At 69.3% G+C, this 22,774-nt stretch carries 24 protein-coding genes and 2 tRNA genes; 11 read left to right on the top strand and 15 right to left on the bottom strand.

Annotation, left to right across the window (positions count from 1 at the left end; translation table 11 throughout):
* Positions 1-4: 4 nt before the first annotated feature.
* Complete coding sequence (locus tag CSX12_RS08405) at positions 5-670, bottom strand: hypothetical protein (RefSeq protein ID WP_017202052.1); 666 nt, start codon at positions 668-670, stop codon at positions 5-7.
* Between the two features lie 49 nt (positions 671-719).
* Here CSX12_RS08405 and CSX12_RS08400 point away from each other — a divergent pair, with 49 nt between their 5' ends.
* Positions 720-1,616: an acyl-CoA thioesterase II gene (locus CSX12_RS08400; protein WP_124895498.1), complete on the top strand. Its 897-nt coding sequence runs from the start codon at positions 720-722 to the stop codon at positions 1,614-1,616.
* Positions 1,617-1,646: 30 nt separating this feature from the next.
* Here the strand turns inward: CSX12_RS08400 and CSX12_RS08395 are convergent, their stop codons facing one another.
* Positions 1,647-2,132 carry a thioesterase family protein gene (locus tag CSX12_RS08395; protein WP_124895497.1) on the bottom strand — a complete coding sequence of 162 codons (486 nt, stop codon included), beginning with the start codon at positions 2,130-2,132 and terminating at the stop codon, positions 1,647-1,649.
* Between the two features lie 7 nt (positions 2,133-2,139).
* Positions 2,140-3,819, bottom strand: coding sequence for an energy-dependent translational throttle protein EttA (ettA, locus tag CSX12_RS08390; RefSeq protein ID WP_124895496.1), 1,680 nt, complete (start codon positions 3,817-3,819; stop codon positions 2,140-2,142).
* Between the two features lie 150 nt (positions 3,820-3,969).
* Here ettA and CSX12_RS08385 point away from each other — a divergent pair, with 150 nt between their 5' ends.
* Complete coding sequence (locus CSX12_RS08385) at positions 3,970-4,419, top strand: hypothetical protein (protein ID WP_124895495.1); 450 nt, start codon at positions 3,970-3,972, stop codon at positions 4,417-4,419.
* A 49-nt stretch (positions 4,420-4,468) separates the two neighbouring features.
* Here the strand turns inward: CSX12_RS08385 and CSX12_RS08380 are convergent, their stop codons facing one another.
* Positions 4,469-4,966, bottom strand: coding sequence for a hypothetical protein (locus tag CSX12_RS08380; RefSeq protein ID WP_124895494.1), 498 nt, complete (start codon positions 4,964-4,966; stop codon positions 4,469-4,471).
* Positions 4,967-5,042: 76 nt separating this feature from the next.
* On the bottom strand, positions 5,043-5,540 hold the full coding sequence (gene ssb / locus CSX12_RS08375; protein WP_124895493.1) for a single-stranded DNA-binding protein: 498 nt from the start codon (positions 5,538-5,540) through the stop codon (positions 5,043-5,045).
* A 204-nt stretch (positions 5,541-5,744) separates the two neighbouring features.
* Here ssb and CSX12_RS08370 point away from each other — a divergent pair, with 204 nt between their 5' ends.
* Positions 5,745-6,014 carry a hypothetical protein gene (locus CSX12_RS08370; RefSeq protein ID WP_124895492.1) on the top strand — a complete coding sequence of 90 codons (270 nt, stop codon included), beginning with the start codon at positions 5,745-5,747 and terminating at the stop codon, positions 6,012-6,014.
* A gap of 2 nt (positions 6,015-6,016) precedes the next feature.
* Here the strand turns inward: CSX12_RS08370 and CSX12_RS08365 are convergent.
* Positions 6,017-6,089: transfer RNA gene (locus CSX12_RS08365), tRNA-Arg, on the bottom strand.
* An 87-nt stretch (positions 6,090-6,176) separates the two neighbouring features.
* On the opposite strand from CSX12_RS08365, the gene orn reads away from it, so the two are divergent.
* The 6 genes from orn (at position 6,177) to CSX12_RS08335 (ending at position 8,798) form a co-directional block, all read left to right on the top strand.
* On the top strand, positions 6,177-6,803 hold the full coding sequence (orn, locus tag CSX12_RS08360) for an oligoribonuclease (RefSeq protein WP_124895491.1): 627 nt from the start codon (positions 6,177-6,179) through the stop codon (positions 6,801-6,803).
* Between the two features lie 36 nt (positions 6,804-6,839).
* Positions 6,840-6,912, top strand: a tRNA-His gene (locus tag CSX12_RS08355).
* 91 nt (positions 6,913-7,003) lie between these two features.
* Positions 7,004-7,633, top strand: coding sequence for a LysE family transporter (locus CSX12_RS08350; RefSeq protein WP_124895490.1), 630 nt, complete (start codon positions 7,004-7,006; stop codon positions 7,631-7,633).
* A 27-nt stretch (positions 7,634-7,660) separates the two neighbouring features.
* Positions 7,661-8,008 carry a metallopeptidase family protein gene (locus CSX12_RS08345; protein ID WP_017202043.1) on the top strand — a complete coding sequence of 116 codons (348 nt, stop codon included), beginning with the start codon at positions 7,661-7,663 and terminating at the stop codon, positions 8,006-8,008.
* Positions 8,005-8,301: an ATP-dependent Clp protease adapter ClpS gene (gene clpS, locus CSX12_RS08340; protein ID WP_017202042.1), complete on the top strand. Its 297-nt coding sequence runs from the start codon at positions 8,005-8,007 to the stop codon at positions 8,299-8,301. Before CSX12_RS08345 ends, clpS begins: the two co-directional genes overlap by 4 nt.
* Positions 8,298-8,798: a DUF2017 family protein gene (locus tag CSX12_RS08335; RefSeq protein WP_124895488.1), complete on the top strand. Its 501-nt coding sequence runs from the start codon at positions 8,298-8,300 to the stop codon at positions 8,796-8,798. Before clpS ends, CSX12_RS08335 begins: the two co-directional genes overlap by 4 nt.
* A gap of 4 nt (positions 8,799-8,802) precedes the next feature.
* Here the strand turns inward: CSX12_RS08335 and CSX12_RS08330 are convergent, their stop codons facing one another.
* From CSX12_RS08330 to gatC, 6 genes are read right to left on the bottom strand one after another with little or no spacing between them, the layout of a single operon-like run.
* Entirely contained in the window at positions 8,803-9,384 is a 582-nt protein-coding gene (locus CSX12_RS08330; RefSeq protein ID WP_124895487.1) for a hypothetical protein, read from the bottom strand.
* The gene (locus tag CSX12_RS08325; protein WP_017202039.1) at positions 9,368-9,685 is read right to left on the bottom strand and encodes a hypothetical protein; all 318 of its coding nucleotides are present in this window, start codon (positions 9,683-9,685) and stop codon (positions 9,368-9,370) included. The genes CSX12_RS08330 and CSX12_RS08325 overlap by 17 nt, the downstream gene beginning before the upstream one ends.
* A gap of 37 nt (positions 9,686-9,722) precedes the next feature.
* The gene (gene dinB, locus CSX12_RS08320) at positions 9,723-10,979 is read right to left on the bottom strand and encodes a DNA polymerase IV (RefSeq protein WP_124895486.1); all 1,257 of its coding nucleotides are present in this window, start codon (positions 10,977-10,979) and stop codon (positions 9,723-9,725) included.
* A 47-nt stretch (positions 10,980-11,026) separates the two neighbouring features.
* Positions 11,027-12,541, bottom strand: coding sequence for an Asp-tRNA(Asn)/Glu-tRNA(Gln) amidotransferase subunit GatB (gatB, locus tag CSX12_RS08315; protein ID WP_017202037.1), 1,515 nt, complete (start codon positions 12,539-12,541; stop codon positions 11,027-11,029).
* Positions 12,541-14,058 carry an Asp-tRNA(Asn)/Glu-tRNA(Gln) amidotransferase subunit GatA gene (gene gatA, locus CSX12_RS08310; RefSeq protein WP_124895485.1) on the bottom strand — a complete coding sequence of 506 codons (1,518 nt, stop codon included), beginning with the start codon at positions 14,056-14,058 and terminating at the stop codon, positions 12,541-12,543. The genes gatB and gatA overlap by 1 nt, the downstream gene beginning before the upstream one ends.
* A complete protein-coding gene (gene gatC / locus CSX12_RS08305; RefSeq protein ID WP_026049703.1) occupies positions 14,055-14,354 on the bottom strand; it encodes an Asp-tRNA(Asn)/Glu-tRNA(Gln) amidotransferase subunit GatC in 300 nt (99 codons plus the stop codon). The genes gatA and gatC overlap by 4 nt, the downstream gene beginning before the upstream one ends.
* Positions 14,355-14,411: 57 nt before the next feature.
* Between gatC and CSX12_RS08300 the strand changes: the two genes are divergently transcribed.
* On the top strand, positions 14,412-16,112 hold the full coding sequence (locus tag CSX12_RS08300) for a long-chain-fatty-acid--CoA ligase (protein WP_124895484.1): 1,701 nt from the start codon (positions 14,412-14,414) through the stop codon (positions 16,110-16,112).
* A 65-nt stretch (positions 16,113-16,177) separates the two neighbouring features.
* Entirely contained in the window at positions 16,178-18,004 is a 1,827-nt protein-coding gene (locus CSX12_RS08295; protein WP_017202033.1) for a DEAD/DEAH box helicase, read from the top strand.
* A gap of 76 nt (positions 18,005-18,080) precedes the next feature.
* Here the strand turns inward: CSX12_RS08295 and ligA are convergent, their stop codons facing one another.
* From ligA to CSX12_RS08280, 3 genes are read right to left on the bottom strand one after another with little or no spacing between them, the layout of a single operon-like run.
* Complete coding sequence (ligA, locus tag CSX12_RS08290) at positions 18,081-20,414, bottom strand: NAD-dependent DNA ligase LigA (protein WP_124895483.1); 2,334 nt, start codon at positions 20,412-20,414, stop codon at positions 18,081-18,083.
* A 39-nt stretch (positions 20,415-20,453) separates the two neighbouring features.
* The gene (mnmA, locus tag CSX12_RS08285) at positions 20,454-21,551 is read right to left on the bottom strand and encodes a tRNA 2-thiouridine(34) synthase MnmA (protein ID WP_124895482.1); all 1,098 of its coding nucleotides are present in this window, start codon (positions 21,549-21,551) and stop codon (positions 20,454-20,456) included.
* 9 nt (positions 21,552-21,560) lie between these two features.
* Complete coding sequence (locus CSX12_RS08280; protein ID WP_124895481.1) at positions 21,561-22,736, bottom strand: aminotransferase class V-fold PLP-dependent enzyme; 1,176 nt, start codon at positions 22,734-22,736, stop codon at positions 21,561-21,563.
* Positions 22,737-22,774: the final 38 nt, after the last annotated feature.

The raw sequence follows: 22,774 nt of genomic DNA, 5'->3' as shown, positions 1-22,774 counted from the left end.
GCTCTCAGACGGACGAACCGGTCTCCCGCACGCTCGTGAGGCCGGAGGCCACGGGACCGCGGACGAGGACGTGGCCACGGCGGAACGCGAGCCTCGTCCAGCGGCCGGACCTCATCACGCGGACCTCCTCCTCCCCGGAGATGAAGCCCATCGCATCGGCGGCGAAGGCGGCGCCACGCGGCAGGCCGTCAAGGTCTTCGTCCGGCTCGCCCCAGATCGCGGCACGCAGTGCGCGCACCGCCTCCTCCCCTGCCCCGTCGACGGCACCTCGGGCGACGGCGGAGATCCCCCACTGCGCCCGCTGAGCGATCTTCGAGGCCGGCAGTGCGCCCACCGGCGCCCACTGCCCCCGCGGCGGAGCGACCCCGACCCAGGACGGTGAGAGTCCGAGTTCCGGAAGCGTGAGGCGCAGGTCGTCGTCGGTCGCGGCCAGCTCGTCCACGACGATGTCGCACTGGAGCTCGGGGTCTGCCGACACGATGCGCATCGCGAGGATCGTGGGCGTCTGGTCGAACAGCGTCACGGGGGCGAGCACGGCCGTCGATAGGGCGAGGACGCCGTCCGCCGCCTGCAGTCGGACACCCTCGGCCGTGATCCTCTTCGCCCTCCCGACGAACGTCAGGACGTCCTTCGCGGTGTCCGGATCGGCGAGGACGAGTTGATGGGCCACGGGTTCTAAACTACCAACGGAGCGGCACTGCGGTCGCGGAGAGGAACCCATGAGCGCGGAGAACCACGCCATCCAGACCGTCGAGCGACTGCTCGAGGTCCTCGATCTCGATGCGACACAGGCGAGGACCACGGAAGACATCTTCACCGGTTCCTCGCACCCGATGCCGAGCGGCCGCATCTACGGCGGCCAGGTCCTCGCCCAGGCGCTCCTGGCCGCGGAGCGCACTCTTCCCGAGGATCGCGCCGTGCACTCCATGCACGGCTACTTCCTGCGCCCCGGCGACGCCGATCAGGGCATCACGATCGCGGTGGACCGGATCCACGACGGACGCTCGTTCTCCACCCGCCGCACGCAGGCCTATCAGAACGGTGTGCCGATCTTCTCCATGATCGCCTCGTTCCAGGATGCCGATCCGGGTGTCGAGCATGCCGAGCCGATGCCGCCGGGGATCCCCGCCCCGGAGGACCTCGTCCCCGACGAGGATCGCGTCCAGGGTCTGCCCGCCGGGACGGCGCGCATGCTGAGCGACCGCGCCGCGGACATCCGGCACGTCGATTCTCCGCTGTACCTGCCCAGCGACGACGAGCGCGTCGCCCGGCAGGCCGTGTGGATGAGGCTCCGCGCCCCGCTTCCGGACGACCAGCGGCTGCACCGCGCCGCGCTGGCCTATCTGAGCGACATGACCATCCAGGAGTCCATCCTGCGGGCCCACGGCGTCTTCTGGTCGCTTCCCGGGCTCAAGGTGGCGAGCCTCGATCACGCGATGTGGTGGCACCGCCCTGCACGCGTGGACGAGTGGCTCCTATACCTCCAGGAGTCGCCGAACGCGCGGGGCGGGCGAGGCCTCGCCACAGGGCGCATCTATACGCGTGACGGCGACCTGGTCGCCAGCGTGGCGCAGGAGATCATGATCCGGGTGCCCGAGGAGCAGCCCCGATCCTGACGCGCGCGGATGCGCCTCGCGCGCTGCGGATCAGCGGTGCGCGTACTCGATCGACGGACCGACGTAAGGCTCCCAGGCTTCGCGCATCTCCGCGGTGAGCCTGGTCGGACGCCCCGTGCTCGCGTCGACGAGCACGATGATCGCCGTGGAGCGTGCGTAGATCTGCCGCGGCTCGGCGGCCGGGTCGTTGTGCACCTCGTAGCACACCTCGACGCTGGAGCCGCCGAGCTTGCCGAACCACATCTGCACCTCGAGCGGACGCCGCTGATACGGGACCGGCGCGAGGTACTCGATCTCCTGCCGCGCGATGAGCGTCAGGATCCCCTCGTCGATGCCCGAGTCGAGCACCGCGGTCGACGGAGCTTCCTCGCCGGGGCCGGCTCGCCAGAACGCGCGGACCCGCGCCTCCTCGAGCAGTTTGAGCATCGAGGTGTTGTTGACGTGGTTGAACGCGTCCAGATCGCCCCAGCGGAGGTGGATCGGGATGTGCAGACGGGGCCCGGGCTCGGCGGTCATCGCGGCCTCAGTCGCGCGTCAGCTTGCGGTGCGTCGAACGGTGCGGCTTGGCGGCATCCGGTCCGAGACGCTCGATCTTGTTCTCCTCGTACGCCTCGAAGTTGCCCTCGAACCAGTACCACTGGTCGGGCTTCTCGTCGGTGCCCTCGTAGGCGAGGATGTGCGTCGCGATGCGGTCGAGGAACCACCGGTCGTGCGTGATGACCACGGCGCAGCCGGGGAACTCGAGCAGTGCGTTCTCGAGGGAGCTCAGCGTCTCGACGTCCAGGTCGTTGGTGGGCTCGTCGAGCAGCAGCAGATTGCCGCCCTCCTTGAGCGTCAGCGCGAGGTTGAGGCGGTTGCGCTCACCACCGGACAGCACGCCCGCCTTCTTCTGCTGGTCCGGCCCCTTGAAGCCGAACTTCGACACGTAGGCGCGGGACGGGATCTCGGTCTTGCCGACTGTGATGAAGTCGAGCCCGTCGGACACGACCTCCCACAGCGTCTTGTTCGGGTCGATGTTCGAGCGCGACTGGTCGACGTAGCTGATCTTCACGGTCTCGCCGATCTTCAGCGTCCCGCCGTCGAGCGGCTCGAGGCCGACGATCGTCTTGAACAGCGTCGTCTTTCCGACGCCGTTCGGTCCGATCACGCCGACGATGCCGTTCGGCGGAAGGCTGAAGCTCAGCCCGTCGATCAGCGAGCGGCCGTCGAAGCCCTTCTTCAGGTTCTTGGCGTCGATCACGATGCTGCCCAGACGCGGACCCGCCGGGATCTGGATCTCCTCGAAGTCCAGCTTCCTGGTGCGCTCCGCCTCCGCAGCCATCTCCTCGTACCGCGCGAGACGCGCCTTCGACTTCGTCTGGCGTCCCTTCGCACTGGAACGGACCCACTCCAGCTCGTCCTTGAGACGCTTCGCGAGCTTCGCGTCCTTCTTGCCCTGGATGTCGAGGCGCTCGGCCTTCTTCTCCAGGTAGGTCGAGTAGTTGCCCTCGTAGCCGATCAGACGACCGCGGTCGACCTCGGCGATCCACTCGGCGACGTGGTCGAGGAAGTACCGGTCGTGAGTGATCGCGATGACCGCGCCCTTGTTCGACTGCAGGTGCTGCTCGAGCCAGAGCACGCTCTCGGCGTCGAGGTGGTTGGTGGGCTCGTCGAGGAGGAGCAGGTCCGGCTTCTGAAGCAGGAGCTTGGCCAGCGCGACACGACGCTTCTCACCACCGGAGAGCGGAGCGATCGCGGCATCCCCCGGAGGCGTGCGCAGGGCGTCCATCGCCTGCTCCAGCTGCGAGTCGAGGTCCCAGCCGTCCGCCGCGTCGATCTCCTCCTGCAGCGTGCCCATCTCGGCGAGCAGCGCATCGAAGTCCGCGTCGGGGTCGGCCATCAGAGCGGAGATCTCGTTGAAGCGGTCGACCTTCGCCTTGATCGCGATGCCGTCCTGGATGTTCTCCAGCACCGTCTTGGACTCGTCGAGTTCCGGCTCCTGCATCAGGATGCCGACCGAGTAGCCCGGCGCGAGCTTGGCCTCGCCGTTGGAGGGCGTGTCGAGCCCGGCCATGATCTTGAGGATCGTCGACTTTCCGGCGCCGTTCGGGCCGACCATGCCGATCTTGGCGCCGGGGAGGAACGCCATCGTGACGTCGTCGAGGATGAGCTTCTCGCCCACAGCCTTGCGCGCACGCACCATCGAGTAGATGTACTCAGCCATACCGTTTAAACGCTCCTCTTGAGGCCTGACTCAACACCCGGTCCGGGCGAGGCCGCTTCTCATGGTGGATGTGAAGTGATCAGCCGGGGCGAGGCTGCTGTGTCTTCTCGCCGACTGGGTTCTCTAGCCTACCGGTCGCATAATGGCACCATGCCCAACCGCCGCCAGTTCCGCGACGTTGCGTACGGCATCCTGGGACATTTCGTGCGTGACACTCCCTGGGATCCGGAGTGGTGGTCGCTCGGCAGCATCGGGAGGGCATACCGACAGGGAGTCGGTGGCCGGTATTCGTTCGACATGGTGGTCGGCTCGGTGGCGCCTACGACGATCGAACTGCTGTCGATAGCCGACCAACTCAGGATGGACCTGCGTCGACATCTCCATCTGCGTCGTCTGCCGCCCGAGTGGGTCACGGACGCCGTCCTGGAGGTCGAGGCCACACCATCTCCGAGCGTCCCACGGAACCTGCGCGTGATGTGCCGTGTCACCTTGATCGACGACCGCGGAGTCGAACACACCTCGGCGACGTGCACGACGGTCCCTCTTCCCGCCCGCCGTCTCGCCAGCTGGATCGGGCGTTCCCGCCCCCGACGCGATTGACCCGTCCTGCGTCCCGCCGCGGACGGATCCGTGATGACGGGTTCTGGTGTCACCAGTCGATCGGGCGTGTGGCGCCGATCAGGCACCGCCCGTCGGCCAGCTGCGGCATCACGGCGGTGACGACGCCACCCGTCGATGGGCCGACCTGACCGACGAGGCAGTCCTGCTCGCCCCAGCGCACCGAGAACTGCAGGCTCTCTGCCGGGTTGCCGACGGTCGTCTGGTCCTGGGTGACCTGCATGTCCGCGCGGTCGAATCCGGCCGTGACCAGGCCGTCGACGTACGCCCGACCCGACCCGCGCTGATCGGTCGCCCAGACACGTTCGGCGACCGCGGCGAAGACCGGGAGGTTCTCCTCGGCGGTGCCCTCCGGCACGAGCGCGGGAGCGGCGGACTCCGTGGCATCAGGACTCGGTGACCCCGCCGGTGTGGCAGAGGCGGAGGGACCGGGCTCCGGTGCGCACGCGGACAGGAGCAGAACGACGGTGGCGGTGGCCGCGAGGACGCTGCCCGCACGCGTCGGTGAGAGGACCGATCGACGAAGCACGAGCCGAGTCTACGTGCCTTGCGCTCGCGCCCCATGATGGGACGTGCGGGCTCGTACCACCTGCGGGTCCAGCCGGTCAGAAGGGTCTCGCCACCGCGTCCTCTCCCGTTCCCGATGTCGTCGACCACGAGGCATCGACCGCAGAGGATCGCTCCGGCGCGACCGCTTCGCCGTCGTCCCCGGGCGCATCTGCCGGTCCGGAGCCGGCTGCCGACGGACGAGACTGCGGCCGATAAGCCGTCGTCCCCCACCGGAGGTCGTGGCCGATCGCCTCCGCATCGATGTCGACGCTCGTGCCGTGCTTGCCGTTGTGCTCCCAGTTGCGGATCTTGAGCCGCCCCGTGACGATCACGCTGTCGCCCGTGCGCAGCGAGGCTTTCGCGTGCTCGCCGAGCTGTCGGAACGCCGCTACCGAGAACCAGTTCGTCCCGTTGTCGACCCAGGACTGCGTGGCGGCGTCGAAACGCCGCTGGGTGCTCGCGAGCCGGAAGTTCGTCACCGGGACCCCTCCCGTGGTCTGACTCAGAACCGGGTCGGTCGCGACTCTTCCGACGATGGTCAGGGTGTCGATCATGCTGCGTCCTTTCGTCTTCCGGATCCTGCCCGGGTGAGACCAGCGTGACCGCGGGCACGGCCGCACACAGCTCCCGAACACGACCGCCGTGGAGATGTGCCGATACCCGACGCTCCGTGCAGGAGAAGTGCAGGAGGCTCGGCGCGAAACCCTGGTCGGAATGTCGGTGGTCGGTCATATCTTCGAATCAGGAAAGGAGTTCCCATGTCAGACAGCCAGATCACGTCCCTGCCCGAGGTCCCGTTCGCCACGCCGCGTCTCGCCTCGGCGCGGGAACACCTCGTCCGCGCTGCCGATCACCTGTGGCGCGTCCAAGACCAGCGCGAGCACGTGCTGGGGCACCTCCGCATCGTCGCCGATCCCCTCGGGCTGCGCTACCGCGCCGAACGGCTGCACCTGGCGACGGGCGTCTTCCGCATGGTCGGCGAGTTCTGGCGTGCCGACGACGCCGTCACCGCGCTGCGCCACTCGTGAAGCGCCCCCGGCAGGATTCGAACCTGCGACCAAGAGATTAGAAGGCTCCTGCTCTATCCCCTGAGCTACGGAGGCGGGATATCTCTACCGTACCGCGGTCTCCCCGTCGCTTGCAGAACCGCTCACGCCGGGCGATGTCGGAGCCGTCGATAGGATGGCCGAATGGTATCTGCGTCCGAGAACGATCGTCTCGTATGGATCGATTGCGAGATGACGGGCCTCGATCTCGCGGTCGATGAGCTCGTCGAGATCGCCGTCGTCATCACCGACTTCGAACTGCGTCCGCTCGATGCGGGCTTCCAGGTAGTGATCCGACCCGGCGAAGCGGCGCTCGCGCACATGAACGACTTCGTCACGAAGATGCACGAGACCTCAGGGCTGATCGAGGAGATCCCCCACGGCGTCTCGCTCGAAGAAGCGGAGGCTCAGACGCTCGCGTATATCAAGCGATTCGTCCCGCTGGAGCGGAAGGCCCCGCTCGCCGGGAACACGATCGGCACCGACCGGATGTTCCTCGCCAAGTACATGCCGCAGGTGGATCAGTGGCTGCACTACCGCAACGTCGATGTCTCGAGCATCAAGGAGCTTTCCCGGCGGTGGTACCCGCGCGTGTTCTTCCAGGCCCCGGTCAAGGACGGCGGGCACCGCGCACTCGCCGACATCCTGGAGTCGATCCGCGAGCTCCGGTACTACCGGGAGGCCGTCTTCGTCGACGAACCAGGACCCTCCAGCGATGAGGCGCGCGACATCGCGACCCGTACGGTGTCAGAGTTCACCCCGAACATGTAATAGACTCGTATGGTTGCCCGCTCCGGTGGGCACATGGTGGGTATAGCTCAGCTGGTAGAGCGCTGGCTTGTGGTGCCGGATGTCGCGGGTTCGAGTCCCGTTACTCACCCTCCTGAAGAAGGCCCGAACCGCACGGTTCGGGCCTTCTTCGCGTCCGGGGCGCGCGAGATCGGGCGATCCGCGCGCCCTAGACTGACGAGGTGACATTCGCGGTCTGGTTCTCGTTGTTCACCGCATCCGTCGTGATCAGCTTCACCCCCGGGGCCGGCGCGATCAACACGATATCGAACGCCATGAACCAGGGATGGCGCCGCTCGATCTGGGGCATCATCGGCCAGCAGATCGCCCTGGTCGTCCATGTCGCGATCGTCGCCGCGGGTGTGGGACTCCTGGTCGCCCAGTCACCGCTCCTGTTCAACGCCATCCGTTACGCCGGCGCCGCTTACCTCGTCTACCTCGGCATCAGACTCATCCTCACCAAGCCGACTACGTCCGTCGAGGACGCGCCGACGCCGGTCGACACGCGTGAGGGCCGCTGGTCGATGATCCGCCGCGGGTTCTGGGTCAACCTCCTCAACCCCAAGGCCATCGTCTTCTTCCTCGCGTTCATCCCCCAGTTCATCCGTCTGGATCAACCGCCGATCCCGCAGTACGTCACGCTCATCGTGACCGTGATCATCGTGGATGTGATCGTGATGTGGGGGTTCTTCGCCGCAGCGGCCCGCCCGTTCCGTCGCCTCACCCGCACCGTGCGCGGACAGCGTCTCCTCAACACGATCTTCGGCATCCTCTTCATCGTGGTCGCAGCGATCCTCGTGCTCCTGCACTGACCGCCGCACGCCCGTAGGCTGGAGAGGATGGAGATGAACGCCGCCGCCTTCGAAGAGCTCGTGATCGACGAGCTCGACCAGCTGCCCGACGAGATGGTCGAGGGCTTGGACAACGTCGTGTTCGTCGTCGAGGATCGCCCCGAAGACGGCACCCTCGATCTGCTGGGCCTATACGACGGCCTGGCGCTCACCGAACGCACCCAGTACGGCATGGGCGAACTGCCCGATCGGATCGTCGTCTACCGGGAACCGCATCTCGCCCAGTGCGAGGATGAGGCGGACCTCCGGGACGAGATCCACACGACCCTCGTGCACGAGATCGCGCACTTCTACGGGCTGGACGATCGGCAACTGCACGAGATGGGCTGGGCATGACTGTCCCCGCTGCCGTCCCCTCGCTCGATGAGGCCACGGATCTTCAGGCCGCGCCCCTGGAGCCGTGGCAGGTCGTGGTGTGGAACGACCCCGTGAACCTCATGAGCTACGTCGTGCGGGTGTTCCGCACCTACTTCGGCTACTCCCTCGACCGCGCGACCGCCCTGATGCTCGCCGTGCACCACGAGGGACACGCCGTCGTCGCCACCGGTCCGCGCGAGACAATGGAGGTGCACGCTCAGGCCATGCACGACTTCGGCCTGTGGGCGACCGTCAGGAAGGCTCCGCTATGACCGCGATCACCATATCCACGCCGATCACGGCCGTCGAGGAACTGCACCTGGCCCGACTCGTCGATGACTTCCTGGAGCTGATCGATACGTCTCGTGACGTCGGCGATCCCGCTGTCGAGCGCCTGACCCCCAGCCCGTATCCCGGTGACCAGGGATCGACCGCCGCCTTCGCAGAAGCGACCCGCAACGATCTGCTCGACCGTCGTGCCGCCGACGCACGGCGGATGCGGGCGTCCCTCGACGACTTCGACGAAGATCCGACCGCGCTCGGCGACGCCGCGCTGGAGTCCCGGGATCTGGCGATCTCGCTGGACGAGCTCGATCCCTGGCTGCGAACGCTCACGGCGATTCGGCTCGTGATCGCGACCAGGCTCGGGATCACCGCGGACGACGATTCCGGTGAGGACGGGCGTCACCAGGTGTACGACTGGGTCGGGTATCGACTCGAGCTCCTGATCCAGGCCGCCGATGACGCGGGCGCCGGCTTGGGCTCCTGAGACCTCAGGGCACCGGGACGATCCGGGTCGCCAGCGCCCGAGGATCGTCCCTCTCGATGTGCCGGCGCTCCTGGGCGGCCCAGCGATCCCAGTGCGGGCGGTACGTGTCACCGTCGCGGGCCAGAGCACGGGCCTTGCGCACGGGTTCCGCCGATTCCACCCACACGCGCACATCCGCCAACCGCGCCGTCGCGGGTCGGAGAATGCCGCTCCCCTCGATGATCACACCCAGCGCCGGGTCCACAGCATGACTCTCCGCCTCGGCCTGCGCCTCCCAGTCCCAGCGCCGCCAGGTGCCGAGGTACCCGCGTCCGTGCGGGCGCAGAATCCATTCCAGGGCGCGCTCCGCTCCCTCATCCAGGCCATCCCAGCCCGGGTAGATCGAGTCGAGCGCGATGAGCTGCACGTGTCCGCTGACCGGCCACCGGCGCACCAGGCGCGCCGCGAGGGACGACTTGCCCGCCCCGCTGCCGCCGTCGATGAGCACGACCGGGTTGGCGGCCGCCAGCGCGCGGACGTCGTGCGCGATCAGTGTCGCGGCCTGCTCGAGAGCTGCCGCGACAGGGTCGTCACTTCTTGAGGGCACGGATGATGCGGGTGATCGCGCGTCCGGCGACCCACACGAACGGCACGGCCACGACGAGCAGCGTGACGATGTTCGGCTCGAAGCGCAGTCCCTCCTCACGGCGGACGTACACGCCGACCGGCACCGACACGCCTCCTCCGCCGCCGCCCTCAGCGCCATCACCGCTGCCGCCTCCGAATCCGGAGTACGTGAACGCGACCGGAGTGATGCTCACCCCGTCGACGTCCTGCGGCTCTCCATAGGCGCTCTTGACGCCGAGATTCGCGGCCTGCTTTCCGAGTTCCAGTGCAATGTTCGGCATGGTCCCACGCTAGCCGACGGCGGCACGACACGCGCGGTCAATTCACGCCGTGCGCCTTCGGGTGCTGTGCGGCGCCGCGTCCGTCGCCGTGGCCGATGTGCCTGGCGCGACTGATCGTCGCGGAGCCGAACCTCGCGACGGCCTCGTCGACCGCGCCCTCGACCTTGCGCCAGTCCTCATCGTCATCCCAGAGTCCGAGGCCCGCCCCGCCCGCTGGACGCAGGTTCTCGGCGCGCACACCGACCAGACGCACCGGGTCGCGCCGGTCGATCTGCTCGAACAGGCCCTGGGCGGCCTCGCCGATGCGCTGGCCGACGGCTGTGGGCTCGCTCAGCGTCTGCGAGCGGTTCACCGTACGGAAGTCGTCGAAGCGGATCTTGATAGACACCGTCGCGGTCTCCCAGTCCGCTCGACGCAGCCGCGCGGCGACGCGGTCCGCGAGCCGGAGCAGCTCGGCGCGGAGGAACGTCCGGTCGAGGATGTCCTGATCGAACGTCTCCTCGTGGCCGATGCTCTTCTCCACCCGCTCGGTGTCGACCGCGCGGGGGTCCTCGCCGAGCGCGAGCTGGGTCAATCGCGCGCTCAGCGCCGGCCCCACGGCGCGATCGAGCATCTCCCGTGACGACTCGCGCACATCCCGGATCGTGCGGATCCCCCGAGCCTCCAGCGCCTCCGCGGCCTTCGGCCCCACACCCCACATCGCCCGCACCGGACGAGGGGCGAGGAAGTCGAGAGTGGCGGGGGCGGGCACCACGAGCATCCCGTCGGGTTTGGCGACCGTCGAGGCCATCTTCGCGACGTGCTTCGTCGCTGCGACACCCACGCTGCAGGTGATGCCGACCTCGTCGAGGACACGCGTGCGGATCAGGTCCGCGATGCGGGCCGGACTCCCCCACAGCCGTCGGACACCCTGCACGTCGAGGAACGCCTCGTCGACCGACAGCGGCTCCACGAGCGGCGTGAACGACTCGAAGATCGCCATCACCTGGCGCGAGACCTCCTGGTACCGATGGAAGTGCGGGGGGACGATGCGCGCCGTGGGGCAGAGCCGGAGCGCCTGGGACACGGGCATGGCGGCGCGCACGCCGTAGCGTCGCGCTTCGTACGATGCGCTCGAGACGACCGAGCGGCCATCGGGAGCCCCGATGATGAGCGGCAGCCCGCGGAGCGTGGGGTCATCGAGCACCTCGACAGCCGCGTAGAACGCGTCCATGTCGACATGCAGGATGCGCGTTCCGGTGTCGTCGGCATCCGGACGCGAGACCACGCGTCCCCTGCCGTCACCGTGTCCCATGACGCCATTCTCCCCCGGGCCTCGGACACGAGGCCCGGGAGATCAGGTCACTGCGCCGCGCGCTCGAGGATGAGCTCACGGACCCGAGCGGCGTCTGCCTGCCCCTTCATCGCCTTCATGACGGCGCCGATGACCGCTCCAGCCGCCTGGACCTTGCCGTCCTTGATCTTCGCGAGCACATCGGGCTGCGCGGCGAAGGCGTCGTCGATCGCGGCGATGAGCGCACCATCGTCGGAGACGACGGCGAGCCCCCGGGCGTCGACGACCTCCTGCGGAGTGCCCTCCCCCGCGATCACGCCCTCCAGCACCTGGCGGGCGAGCTTGTCGGTGAGGGTTCCCGCGTCGACGAGCTTCTGCAGAGCCGCGACGTTCTCCGCCGAGATCAGGTCGGCAGCATCCTTCTCCTGCGCGTTCGCCAGGCGGGCGATCTCTCCCGTCCACCACTTCCGGGCGGCGGCCGGAGCGGCACCGGCGGCGATCGTGGCCTCGACCTGGTCGAGGATGCCGCCGTTGCGCACGTCCTGGAACTCGAGGTCCGTGAATCCCCACTCCGTCATCAGACGGCGACGACGGGCGACGGGCTGCTCCGGAAGCGCGGCTCGGAGCTCCTCGATCAGCTCGGCTGCCGGCTCCACGGGCAGCAGATCCGGCTCAGGGAAGTACCGGTAGTCGTCGGCGTCCGACTTCGGGCGACCAGGCGACGTCGTGCCGGTGTCCTCGTGCCAGTGCCTGGTCTCCTGCGTGATCGACCCGCCGTCGGCGAGGATCTGCGCCTGACGCTGGATCTCGTACCGGACGGCCCGCTCGACGGAGCGCATGGAGTTGACGTTCTTCGTCTCGGTGCGGGTGCCGAGCTTCTCCTCGCCGCGCCGGCGCAGCGAGACGTTCGCGTCGCAGCGCAGGTTGCCGCGCTCCAGGCGGGCTTCGGAGATCCCCAGTCCGCGGACGATGTCCCGGATCGCCTGCACGTAGGCCTTCGCCACCTCGGGAGCCCGGTGCTCCGTGCCCGTGATCACCTTGGTGACGATCTCGACCAGCGGCACACCCGCCCGGTTGTAGTCGACCAGCGAGTACTCGGCGCCCTGGATCCGGCCCGTCGAGCCTCCCATGTGCGTGAGCTTGCCGGCGTCCTCCTCCATGTGGGCGCGCTCGATCGGGATCGTGATGAGCGTGCCGTCCTCGAGCTCGACTTCCACGGATCCCTCATAGGCGATCGGCTCGTCGTACTGCGAGATCTGGTAGTTCTTGCCCAGGTCCGGGTAGAAGTAGTTCTTGCGCGCGAACCGGCTCGACGAGGCGATCGAGCAGCCGAGCGCGAGGCCCAGGCTGATCGACGATCGGATGGCCGTCTCGTTCACGACGGGCAGGGCTCCGGGGAGTCCCAGGTCGACCGGAGCGATCAGCGTGTTCGGCTCGGCGGCGTGGTACGCCTCGTTCGCGGGGTTCGGCGCGTCGGAGAACATCTTCGTGTTCGTGTTGAGCTCGACGTGCACCTCGAACCCGAGGACGGGCTCGAACAGCTCGAGCGCCTTGTCGAAGTCCATGAGCTTGGCGGCGGCCATCAGCGGTTCCCTCCTGCGAGCTGCGGTGCGCGAGTGAGCAGTGGTGCGCCCCACGCGTCGACGAGGAGCGTCTCGAGCGCCGCACCGACCTTGTACAGACGAGCGTCCTCGCGGGCCGGAGCGATGAATTGGATGCCGACGGGGAGCCCGTCTTCGTCCGCCAGACCGCTCGGGATCGAGATACCGGGAACGCCGGCCAGGTTCACCGGAATCGTGGTGATGTCGTTCAGGTACATCTGCAGCGGGTCGTCGACCTGCTCGCCGAGCTTGAACGCCGTCGTGGGTGCCGACGGCGTCGCGATGACGTCGACCTCGGCGAAGGCGTTCGCGAAGTCCTGCTGGATCAGCGTGCGGACCTTCTGCGCGCTGCCGTAGTACGCGTCGTAGTATCCGGCCGACAGGGCGTAGGTGCCGAGGATGATGCGGCGCTTCACCTCGTCGCCGAAACCGGCGTCGCGCGTGGCGGACATGACGTCCTCGACCGTCGGATTGCCGTCGGGGGTCACCCGCAGACCGAAGCGCACGGAGTCGAACTTGGCGAGGTTGCTCGATGCCTCCGCCGGGAGGATCAGGTAGTAGGCGGCGACGCCGTACTCGAAGTGCGGCGCACCGATCTCGACGATCTCGGCACCCTGCGCCTCCATGAGCGCGAGCGCGCTGCGGAAGGAGGATGCGACACCGGGCTGGAAGCCGCTGTCGGGCAGCTCGCGGATCACGCCGACCTTGAGCCCCTTGAGCACGTCCCCGCGCGCTCCCTCACGAGCAGCTTCTGCGAACGACGGCCAGGCGTCGGTGAGGGAGGTGGAGTCCTTCGGGTCGTGCCCGGCGATCGCATCGTGCAGCAGGCCGGAATCGAGCACCGTCCTGGACACCGGACCGACCTGGTCGAGGCTCGACGCGAGAGCGATCGCGCCGTAGCGGCTCACCCCGCCGTAGGTCGGCTTCACGCCGACGGTACCCGTGACGTGCGCCGGCTGACGGATCGAGCCGCCGGTGTCGGAGCCGAGCGCGAGCGGCGCCTCGAAAGCGGCGACGGCCGCAGCCGAGCCTCCGCCGGATCCGCCGGGAATGCGGTCGAGGTCCCACGGGTTGCGGGTCGGACCGTAGGCGGAGTGCTCCGTGGAGGATCCCATCGCGAACTCGTCCATGTTGGTCTTGCCCAGCGGGATCATGCCGGCAGCCCGAGACCGCGCCACGACCGTCGCGTCGTACGGCGACCGGTAGCCCTCGAGGATGCGGGACCCGCTCGTGGTGGGCTGGTCGGTCGTGACCAGCACATCCTTGATCGCGAGCGGCACCCCGGCGAGAGGACCGAGCTCCTCGCCCGCCGCGCGGCGCGCATCGATCGCGGCGGCTGCGTCGAGCGCCCCCTCGTTCACATGGAGGAAGGCGTGCACGTCGCCGTCGACGGCGGCGATGCGGTCCAGGTGCGCCTGCGTGGCCTCGACGCTCGAGACCTCGCGGGAGGCGAGCTTCGCGGCCAGAGCCGCGGCGTCGAGGCGGATGATGTCGCTCACTGCTCCTCCCCCAGGATCGCGGTGACCCGGAAGCGGCCGTCTGCGGCATCCGGAGCGTTCTGCAGCACCTGCTCGTGCGTCAGCGTCTGGCCGACGACGTCCGGGCGGAAGACATTGCTCAACGGGATCGGGTGGCTGGTCGCAGCGACATCGGCCGTCGCGACCTCCGAGACCTTGGCGATGTTGTCGACGATCGCGTCGAGCTGGCCGGTGAGCCGCGACACCTCGTCGTCGTTCAGCTGGATGCGTGCGAGCACACCGAGATGGCGCACGAGTTCAGGGGTGATTTCAGACACCCGTCCAGTCTAGTTGGAGTGCCCCGGCCTCCTCCGCGCCCGGCCTATGCTGGGCGGGTGAGCACGTTCCAGCCCCCTCGCCCGTGGATCGCCAGCTATGCCGCCGGAGTTCCGGAAGACCTTCCCCCTGTCGAGGGGTCGCTGGTCGACATCGTCGCCGCATCCGCACGGGACTATCCCGATGCTCCCGCCCTGCAGTTCTTCGGCAGGGAGACGACCTACGCACAGCTGCAGGCGGCCATCGATCGCGCCGCCGCCGGGCTGCGCGACCTCGGCGTCCGCGCGGGCGATCCGGTCGCGATCGTGCTGCCCAACTGCCCGCAGCACATCGTCGCGTTCTACGCCGTGCTCCGTCTCGGCGCCGTCGTCGTCGAGCACAACCCGCTCTACACCCCTCGGGAGCTCCGCAAGCAGTTCGAGGATCACGGAGCGAAGCACGCGATCGTCTGGAACAAGGTCGTCTCCACCGTGCAGGACTTCCCCGCCGACCTCACCGTGACGAATCTCGTGTCGGTCGACGTCACCCGTGCCATGCCGGCGCTCACCCGGTTCGCACTCCGGCTCCCGGTGGCGAAGGCGCGGGAGTCGCGCGCGGCTCTGACGGAGAAGGTCCGCGGCACCGTGGTGTGGGACTCCCTGCTCGGGACCGCACCGCTGCCCTCGACGCACCCGAAGCCCGCCACCGATGACCTCGCGATCATCCAGTACACCTCCGGGACGACGGGCACGCCGAAGGGTGCTGCCCTGACGCACCGGAACCTGCTCGCGAACGCGGCACAGGCACAGGCGTGGGTCCCCTCGATCCAGCGCGGCAAGGGCTGCGTGGTGTACGCGGTGCTGCCGATGTTCCACGCCTACGGACTCACGCTCTGCCTCACCTTCGCCATGTCGATGGGTGCGCGGCTGGTCCTGTTCCCGAAGTTCGACCCCGACCTGGTCCTCGACGTCGTGAAGAAGCACCCGGCGACCTTCCTTCCTCTCGTTCCGCCGATCGCCGACCGCCTGCTGACCGCGGCCGACGCGAAGGGCGTCTCCCTCGACGGCATCGAGGTCGCGATCTCCGGCGCCATGGCGCTGCCGCACGAGCTGGTCGTGCCCTTCGAGAAGGCGACGAACGGCTTCCTCGTCGAAGGCTACGGATTGAGCGAATGCTCACCGGTGCTCATGGCCAACCCGGTCGCCGACAACCGGGTGCCCGGCACCGTGGGACTGCCGCTGCCCGGCACCGAATGCCGAGTCGTCGATCCGGACAACCCGACACAGGACGTCCCGGCGGGATCGGCCGGCGAGCTCGTCGTCCGCGGCCCGCAGGTGTTCTCCGGCTACTACGGCAAGCCGGAGGAGACCGAGTCGGTGTTCGCGGACGGCTGGTATCGCACCGGCGACATCGTGACGATCGACGACGCCGGCTTCGTCCGCATCGTCGATCGCATCAAGGAGCTCATCATCACGGGCGGCTTCAACGTCGCCCCCACCGAGGTCGAGAACGCGCTCCGACAGCACCCGCAGGTCGTGGACGCGGCCGTGGTGGGCCTGCCGAGCGAGCACTCCGGCGAAGAGGTCGTCGCGGCGATCGTGGTCGAACCGGGCACCGAGGTCGATGTCGAGGCGATCCGCGAGTTCGCTCGCAGCATCCTCACGCCGTACAAGGTGCCGCGTCGCGTCTTCGTGGTCGACGAGCTGCCCACCTCGCTGATCGGGAAGGTGCTCCGCCGTCAGGTCAAGGAGCGGCTGACCGCTCTGACGACCGGCGCCTGAGCCTCCCCTCACAGACAGCGGGTGCCGCCGCGCGCTACCCTTGGGAAGTGACCCCTGAAGATGCAGTGCTGACCGACGCCCCCGAGGAATCCCCCGCAACCCCCGGATTCGAGGAGCTCGGCATCACCGGGCCCGTCCTCAAAGCCATCAAGGATCTCGGCTACGAGACCCCGTCCCCCATCCAGGCGGCGACCATCCCGACGCTGCTCTCCGGCCGCGACGTCGTCGGCATGGCCCAGACCGGAACCGGCAAGACCGCCGCGTTCGCCCTGCCCGTGCTCGAGCGCCTCGACGTGTCGCAGAAGACCCCGCAGGCCCTCGTGCTCGCCCCGACCCGCGAACTCGCGCTGCAGGTGTGCGAGGCGTTCGAGTCGTACGCCTCGAAGATGAAGGGCGTCCACGTCCTCCCCGTCTACGGCGGCCAGGGCTACGGCGTGCAGCTGTCTGCTCTGCGTCGCGGGGTCCACGTCATCGTCGGCACCCCGGGCCGGATCATGGACCACCTCGCCAAGGGCACCCTGGACCTCTCGCAGCTGCAGTACCTCGTCCTCGACGAGGCCGACGAGATGCTGAAGATGGGCTTCGCGGAAGATGTGGAGCAGATCCTCGCCCAGACGCCCGAGGAGAAGCAGGTCGCGCTGTTCTCCGCCACGATGCCGCCGCAGATCCGCCGCCTCGCGCAGAAGTACCTGCGCGAGCCGGAGGAGATCAGCATCAAGTCGAAGACCGCGACGGGCACGAACATCACCCAGCGGTACCTCGTGGTCTCGTACGCGCAGAAGGTCGATGCGCTCACCCGCATCCTCGAGGTGGAGAACTTCGACGGGATGATCGTCTTCGTCCGCACGAAGAACGAGACCGAGACGCTGGCCGAGAAGCTGCGCGCCCGCGGATACTCCGCAGCCGCGATCAACGGCGACGTCCCCCAGGTGCAGCGTGAGCGCAGCGTCAATCAGCTCAAGGACGGAAAGCTCGACATCCTCGTCGCGACCGACGTCGCGGCCCGCGGGCTGGACGTGGAGCGCATCAGCCACGTCGTGAACTTCGACATCCCCACCGACACCGAGTCGTACGTGCACCGCATCGGCCGCACCGGCCGCGCAGGGCGCTCCGGAGACGCGATCAGCTTCATCACGCCGCGCGAGCGCTACCTCCTCAAGCACATCGAGAAGGCGACGCGTCAGCAGCCCACGCAGATGCAGCTGCCGAGCACGGAAGACGTCAACACCACGCGTCTGAACCGCTTCGACGACGCCATCACGACGGCGCTGTCCGAGACGACCCGCATCGAGGCGTTCCGGGACATCGTCGCGCACTATGTGCGTCATCACGACGTCCCCGAGGCGGATGTGGCGGCGGCGCTCGCCGTGGTGGCGCAGGGCGACACTCCCCTGCTGCTCGACCCGGCGAACGATCCGCTCTCCAAGGCCGTGGAGGCCGACAACCGTCCGCCGCGCGAGCGCGCGACACGGGAGCCGCGGGAGCCCCGCACCGAGCGTCGGGGGCGCGGCGACTACGCCGCATACCGCATCGAGGTCGGCCGCCGGCATCGGGTCGAACCTCGTCAGATCGTCGGCGCTCTCGCCAATGAGGGCGGCCTCGGCCGCGACGACTTCGGCGCCATCAACATCCGCCCCGACTTCTCGATCGTCGAGCTCCCCGCGAACCTCGACCCCGCCGTGCTCGAGAAGCTGCGGGACACCCGGATCTCCGGTCGCCTCATCGAGATCAAGCCCGATCGCGGCCCCGGCGGCGCACGTCGCACCGGCGGACCTCGCGACGGCGGTCGCGGCGACCGCTACGAGCGCCCCGCACGCCGGAACGATGACGACCGGTACGCCCGCGGCGACCGGGACGAGAAGCCGTTCCGGAAGCCCCGGCACAAGAACTGATCGCGGAGCCGCGCGGAAGGACGACCCATCGTCCGCCGCGCGGCTCGGTCGTCGAAGTGGGCGGTGGCCGCGCGCGTCAGGAGCTCTCGCCCGCAGGGGCCAGAGCCTCCGGCCCCTCCGTGACGAGGATGTGGAACTGTGCGGCGTCGAGGATCCGGATACCGAGTTCCTCGGCCTTCGCGAGCTTGGACCCCGCGCCGGGGCCGGCGGCCACGAAGTCGGTCTTCTTCGACACGCTCGACGCCGCCTTCCCTCCGGCCTGGATGATCGCCTCCTGTGCGCCGTCGCGGGTGTAGCCGTCCAGAGAGCCGGTCGCGACGACCGTCAGCCCCTCGAGCACGCCGCCCGCAGGGACCGCCGCGCCGGGGCCCGGGTGACCGGGCGTCGCCCACTGCACGCCCGCGTCGGTCCAGCGCTGCACGATCTCCTGATGCCAGTCGACCTCGAACCAGGCCAGCAGCGAGTCGGCGATGATGCCGCCGACTCCCTCGACCGCGGCGAGCTCCTCCCGTGAGGCGGCGCGGATCGCGTCGAGCGAACCGAACCACTGCGCCAGCGCCCGCGCGGCGACGGGGCCGACATGCCGGATGTTCAGCGACACAAGCAGCCGCCACAGGTCCTTCGTCTTCGCCTTCTCGAGCTCCGCGATCAGCGTGAGTGCCTGCGATGAGGGCTGCGGCCCCTCCAGCCCCGACTTCTTCTCGGCGGCGGTGGGGTTGCGTCGGAAGGGCGCGCGGGTCTTCACGAGGCCGTCGTCATCCTCCTTCGGCAGCCCGGTCTCGGCATCGCGGACGACGACCTCGATCGGCACCAGTTCGTCCACCGTGAGGGCGAAGAGCCCGGCCTCCGTCTCCAGCGGAGGAACCGCGGGAGACGTCGGCTGCGTCAGCGCCGCTGCGGTGACCTCGCCCAGCGCCTCCACGTCGAGCGCGCCGCGCGATCCGATGTGCTCCACCCGTCCGCGGACCTGCGCAGGACAGGAGCGGGCGTTCGGACAGCGCAGATCGATGTCGCCCTCCTTCATCGCCCGCAACGGGGTGCCGCACTCCGGGCAGTCCGCCGGCATCACGAACTCGCGCTCGGTGCCGTCGCGCTTCTCGACGACCGGGCCGAGAACCTCGGGGATGACGTCGCCCGCCTTGCGCAGCACGACGGTGTCGCCGATGAGCACGCCCTTCGCCTTCACGACGTCCTTGTTGTGCAGCGTCGCCTGCCGGACGACGCTCCCGGCGACGTGTGCGGGTGCCATGACCGCGAACGGAGTGGCTCTGCCCGTCCGCCCCACGGACACGACGATGTCGAGGAGCTTCGTCTGCACCTCCTCTGGCGGGTACTTGTAGGCGATCGCCCAGCGCGGAGCCCGGCTCGTGGCCCCGAGTTCGTCGTGCAGCTCGAGCTCGTCGACCTTGACGACGATGCCGTCGAGCTCGTGCTCGATGTCGTGGCGGTGTTCGCCGAAGTACTCCACGAAGTCGACCACCTCGTCGATCGTGCGGCACACCCTGGTGTGCGGACTCGTGGGCAGGCCCCATTCGGCCAGCAGCTCGTAGACCTCGCTCTGCGCCGCGACCGGTGGGTTCGGCCAGGCCCCGATGCCGTGCACGTAGAGCGCGAGCGACTCGATCCGCAGCAGCCCCGCCTCCAGCTCCAGCCCGTTCTTCTTGTCGATCTGCTGCCGCAGGCCGCCACTGGCCGCGTTGCGCGGATTCGCGAAGGCCGGGAAGCGGCGCGCGGCCGCCGTCCGCGCCTTCTCCTCATCGAAGGGCTTCTTCACCCCACCGCGCGCTTCCCACCGCGCCAGCGCATCCGCATAGGCGCGCTCACGGAAATCCGCCTGCGCCGCATTGAGACGCTCGAACGCGGCCACCGGGATGAACACCTCACCGCGGACCTCGACGATGGGCGGGTGCCCTTCGCCGACCAGTCGAGCGGGGATCTCCGGCAGCCGCAGGGCGTTCTCGGTCACGATCTCGCCGACGCGCCCGTCGCCGCGGGTGGCCGCCGAGGTCAGCACGCCGTTCTCGTACCGCAGGTTGATCGCGAGTCCGTCGATCTTCAGCTCGGTCAGCCAGGCGACCTCGCGGCCGGAGGCGGCTCTGGTCTTCGCGGCCCACTCTCGGAGCTCGTCGACGGAGAACACGTTGTCGAGGCTGAGCATGCGCTCGGCGTGCTCGATCGTCGCGAGCCCGGTCGCCTCGGCGGCGCCCACCATCTGCGTCGGAGAGTCCTGGCCCTGCAGCTCGGGGTGCAGGCGTTCGAGCTCTTCGAGTCGGTGCATCCATCCGTCGTAGGTGAAGTCGTCGACCACTGAGGTGTCGCGGCCGTAGTAGGCCTCCTTGGCCTCGAGGATGCGAGTGGTCAGCTCCTCGGCTTCGGTTCGGGCGTCTTCCAGCGAGATGTTCTCCGGCACCCCGTCAGTCTACGAGCGGGCACCGACACCGCGAGGGATCTACGCGCCGACGGGGACGGCCGACACCGTGGTGTCGATCGTGAACTGTCCGAGGACGCGCGTGCCGATGTACAGGACAGCGGTCTGTCCCGGCGCGACGCCGTCGAGCGGCACCGCTGGCGTGACGCGGACGCCCCGGTCCGTGAGCTCGGCCGTCGCCGCGACGGGTTCGGCGTGGGCGCGTATCTGCACGTGGCAGTCGAAGGACGAGTCGACGGGCGCCGCCCCCGCCCAGCTGAAGCGCTCCCCCGCGATCTCGGCGATCGCCAGCGCCTCCTTCGGTCCGACCACGACGGTGTTCGAGACGGGACGCACCTCGAGAACGAAGCGCGGCTTGCCGTCCGCGGCGGGGACGCCCAGCTTGAGGCCGCGGCGCTGCCCGACGGTGAAGGCGTGCGCGCCCTCGTGCGCGCCGACGACCTCGCCCGAGCGGTCCACGATGTCGCCCGTGGCGGTGCCGACCTTCTCGGCGAGCCAGCCCCGGGTGTCGCCGTCCGGGATGAAGCAGATGTCGTGGCTGTCGGGCTTCTGAGCGACGCTGAGGCCCCGCGCCTCGGCTTCGGCGCGCACGAGCGCCTTCGACGGCGTGGTGCCGAGCGGGAAGTACGTGTGGGCGAGCTGCTCCGCGGTGAGGACGCCGAGGACGTAGGACTGATCCTTGGCGTTGTCGGATGCGCGATGCAGCTCGAGCCCGTCGGCACCGTCGACCAGGGTGGCGTAGTGACCTGTGCACACGGCGTCGAAGCCGAGCTCGATGGCACGCTCCAGCAGAGCGGCGAACTTGATCTTCTCGTTGCAGCGCATGCACGGGTTCGGGGTGCGTCCCGCCTGGTACTCCGCGATGAAATCGTCGATCACGTCGTCGCGGAACCGCTCCGAGAAGTCCCAGACGTAGAACGGGATGCCGAGCACGTCGGCGGCGCGTCTGGCGTCGAGCGCATCCTCGATGGTGCAGCACCCGCGGCTGCCGGTGCGCAGCGTCCCCCCGGCGCGGGAGAGCGCGAGGTGCACGCCGACGACGTCGTGTCCGGCCTCGACAGCCCTGGCGGCTGCGACGGCCGAGTCGACGCCACCGCTCATGGCCGCAAGGATCCGCATGGCACCAGTCTACGAGCGTGCAGCTGTGCCGGCGCCGGATGCCCGCGCGTAGGCGTCGGCGATGACGGCGAGCACGGCGTCCACATCGTCGTCCGTCGACGTGCGGCCGAGGGAGAACCGCAGCACGCTCCTGGCGTCCTGCTCGTCGCGCCCCATCGCCATGACCACGTGCGAGGGCTCGGCCACACCCGCCTGACAGGCCGACCCCGTCGATGCGGAGACGCCGGCGACGTCCAGGAGGAACAGGAGGCTCTCGCCCACCGCCCCGGGGAAGAGCAGGTGCGCGTTCCCGGGAAGACGGTCGTGCGGATCCCCCAGGAGTTCGGCGGCGGGGACGGCGGATCGGACACCGGCGACGAGACGGTCGCGGAGCAGGCGGAGGCGACGCGCCTCCTCCTCCCGTTCCGCTTCGGCGAGCTCCAGAGCCGTTGCGAACGCGGCGGCCCCGGCCACGTCCTGCGTGCCGGCGCGGAGTCCGCGCTGCTGCGCGCCTCCGCGCAGCAGCGCCGTCAACCGCGCCGTCCGCGCTGCGACCAGCGCGCCGACTCCGACGGGCGCTCCGATCTTGTGGCCAGCGACGCTCAGCGCGACGAGTCCCGTGCCGGGAGCGGCGTCGGCACGCCATCCCCGGAACGACACCGGCACATGCCCGAGGGCGGCCACGGCATCCAGGTGCAGGGGGACTCCTGCCGCGGCGGCCTCTTCCGCCATCCCGGCGGCATCGTTGACGGTGCCGGCCTCATTGTTCGCGACGAGCGCGGTCGCCAGCGCCGCGCCGGGAAGCTGCTCGCCGAACGCCCGGGGGTCGATGCGCGCGAGCGGCGACAGCGTGACCCTGCGGACACCGGCTCCCTCCTCGACCAGGGCGGCGACGGTGTCCATCGTGGCGTGGTGCTCGCCGTCCGGCAGCACGATGTCCGTCGTGCCTTCGGCGCGGGCGTGCCACATCCCCTGCAGCGCGAGGTTGATCGACTCCGTGCCGCCGGAGGTGAAGACGATCTCGATCGGGTCGGCGTCCAGGACGGCCGCGGCACGCTCGCGCGACTCCTCCAGCAGTCGCCGCGCGTCCTGGCCTGCACCGTGCGTGGACGAGGCGTTGCCGACCGTCTCGGTCGCGCGCAGCCACGCGTCCCGCGCCTCCGGGCGCAGCGGCGCGGTCGCCGCATGGTCGAGGTAGTGCCGCATCCCTCGATTCTCTCGCGAAAAGGACCCCGCCGGGGGCG

The sequence above is a fragment of the Microbacterium sp. Y-01 genome (assembly GCF_003856715.1).
Classification (GTDB): Bacteria; Actinomycetota; Actinomycetes; order Actinomycetales; family Microbacteriaceae; genus Microbacterium; species Microbacterium algeriense.
The sequence above is the reverse complement of the archived record's forward strand: the minus strand, read 5'-3'. Positions and strand labels throughout refer to the sequence as shown.

Coding starts and splice junctions, on each gene's coding strand:
- CSX12_RS08280 (WP_124895481.1), bottom strand. CDS start 22,736: ATGCGGCACTACCTCGACCATGCGGCGACCGCGCCGCTGCGCCCGGAG.
- ettA (WP_124895496.1), bottom strand. CDS start 3,819: ATGGCTGAGTACATCTACTCGATGGTGCGTGCGCGCAAGGCTGTGGGC.
- gatB (WP_017202037.1), bottom strand. CDS start 12,541: ATGGCCGCCGCCAAGCTCATGGACTTCGACAAGGCGCTCGAGCTGTTC.
- orn (WP_124895491.1), top strand. CDS start 6,177: ATGGTATCTGCGTCCGAGAACGATCGTCTCGTATGGATCGATTGCGAG.
- CSX12_RS08370 (WP_124895492.1), top strand. CDS start 5,745: ATGTCAGACAGCCAGATCACGTCCCTGCCCGAGGTCCCGTTCGCCACG.
- clpS (WP_017202042.1), top strand. CDS start 8,005: ATGACTGTCCCCGCTGCCGTCCCCTCGCTCGATGAGGCCACGGATCTT.
- CSX12_RS08335 (WP_124895488.1), top strand. CDS start 8,298: ATGACCGCGATCACCATATCCACGCCGATCACGGCCGTCGAGGAACTG.
- CSX12_RS08325 (WP_017202039.1), bottom strand. CDS start 9,685: ATGCCGAACATTGCACTGGAACTCGGAAAGCAGGCCGCGAATCTCGGC.
- mnmA (WP_124895482.1), bottom strand. CDS start 21,551: ATGCGGATCCTTGCGGCCATGAGCGGTGGCGTCGACTCGGCCGTCGCA.
- ssb (WP_124895493.1), bottom strand. CDS start 5,540: ATGATCGACACCCTGACCATCGTCGGAAGAGTCGCGACCGACCCGGTT.
- CSX12_RS08345 (WP_017202043.1), top strand. CDS start 7,661: ATGGAGATGAACGCCGCCGCCTTCGAAGAGCTCGTGATCGACGAGCTC.
- dinB (WP_124895486.1), bottom strand. CDS start 10,979: ATGGGACACGGTGACGGCAGGGGACGCGTGGTCTCGCGTCCGGATGCC.
- CSX12_RS08400 (WP_124895498.1), top strand. CDS start 720: ATGAGCGCGGAGAACCACGCCATCCAGACCGTCGAGCGACTGCTCGAG.
- CSX12_RS08395 (WP_124895497.1), bottom strand. CDS start 2,132: ATGACCGCCGAGCCCGGGCCCCGTCTGCACATCCCGATCCACCTCCGC.
- CSX12_RS08385 (WP_124895495.1), top strand. CDS start 3,970: ATGCCCAACCGCCGCCAGTTCCGCGACGTTGCGTACGGCATCCTGGGA.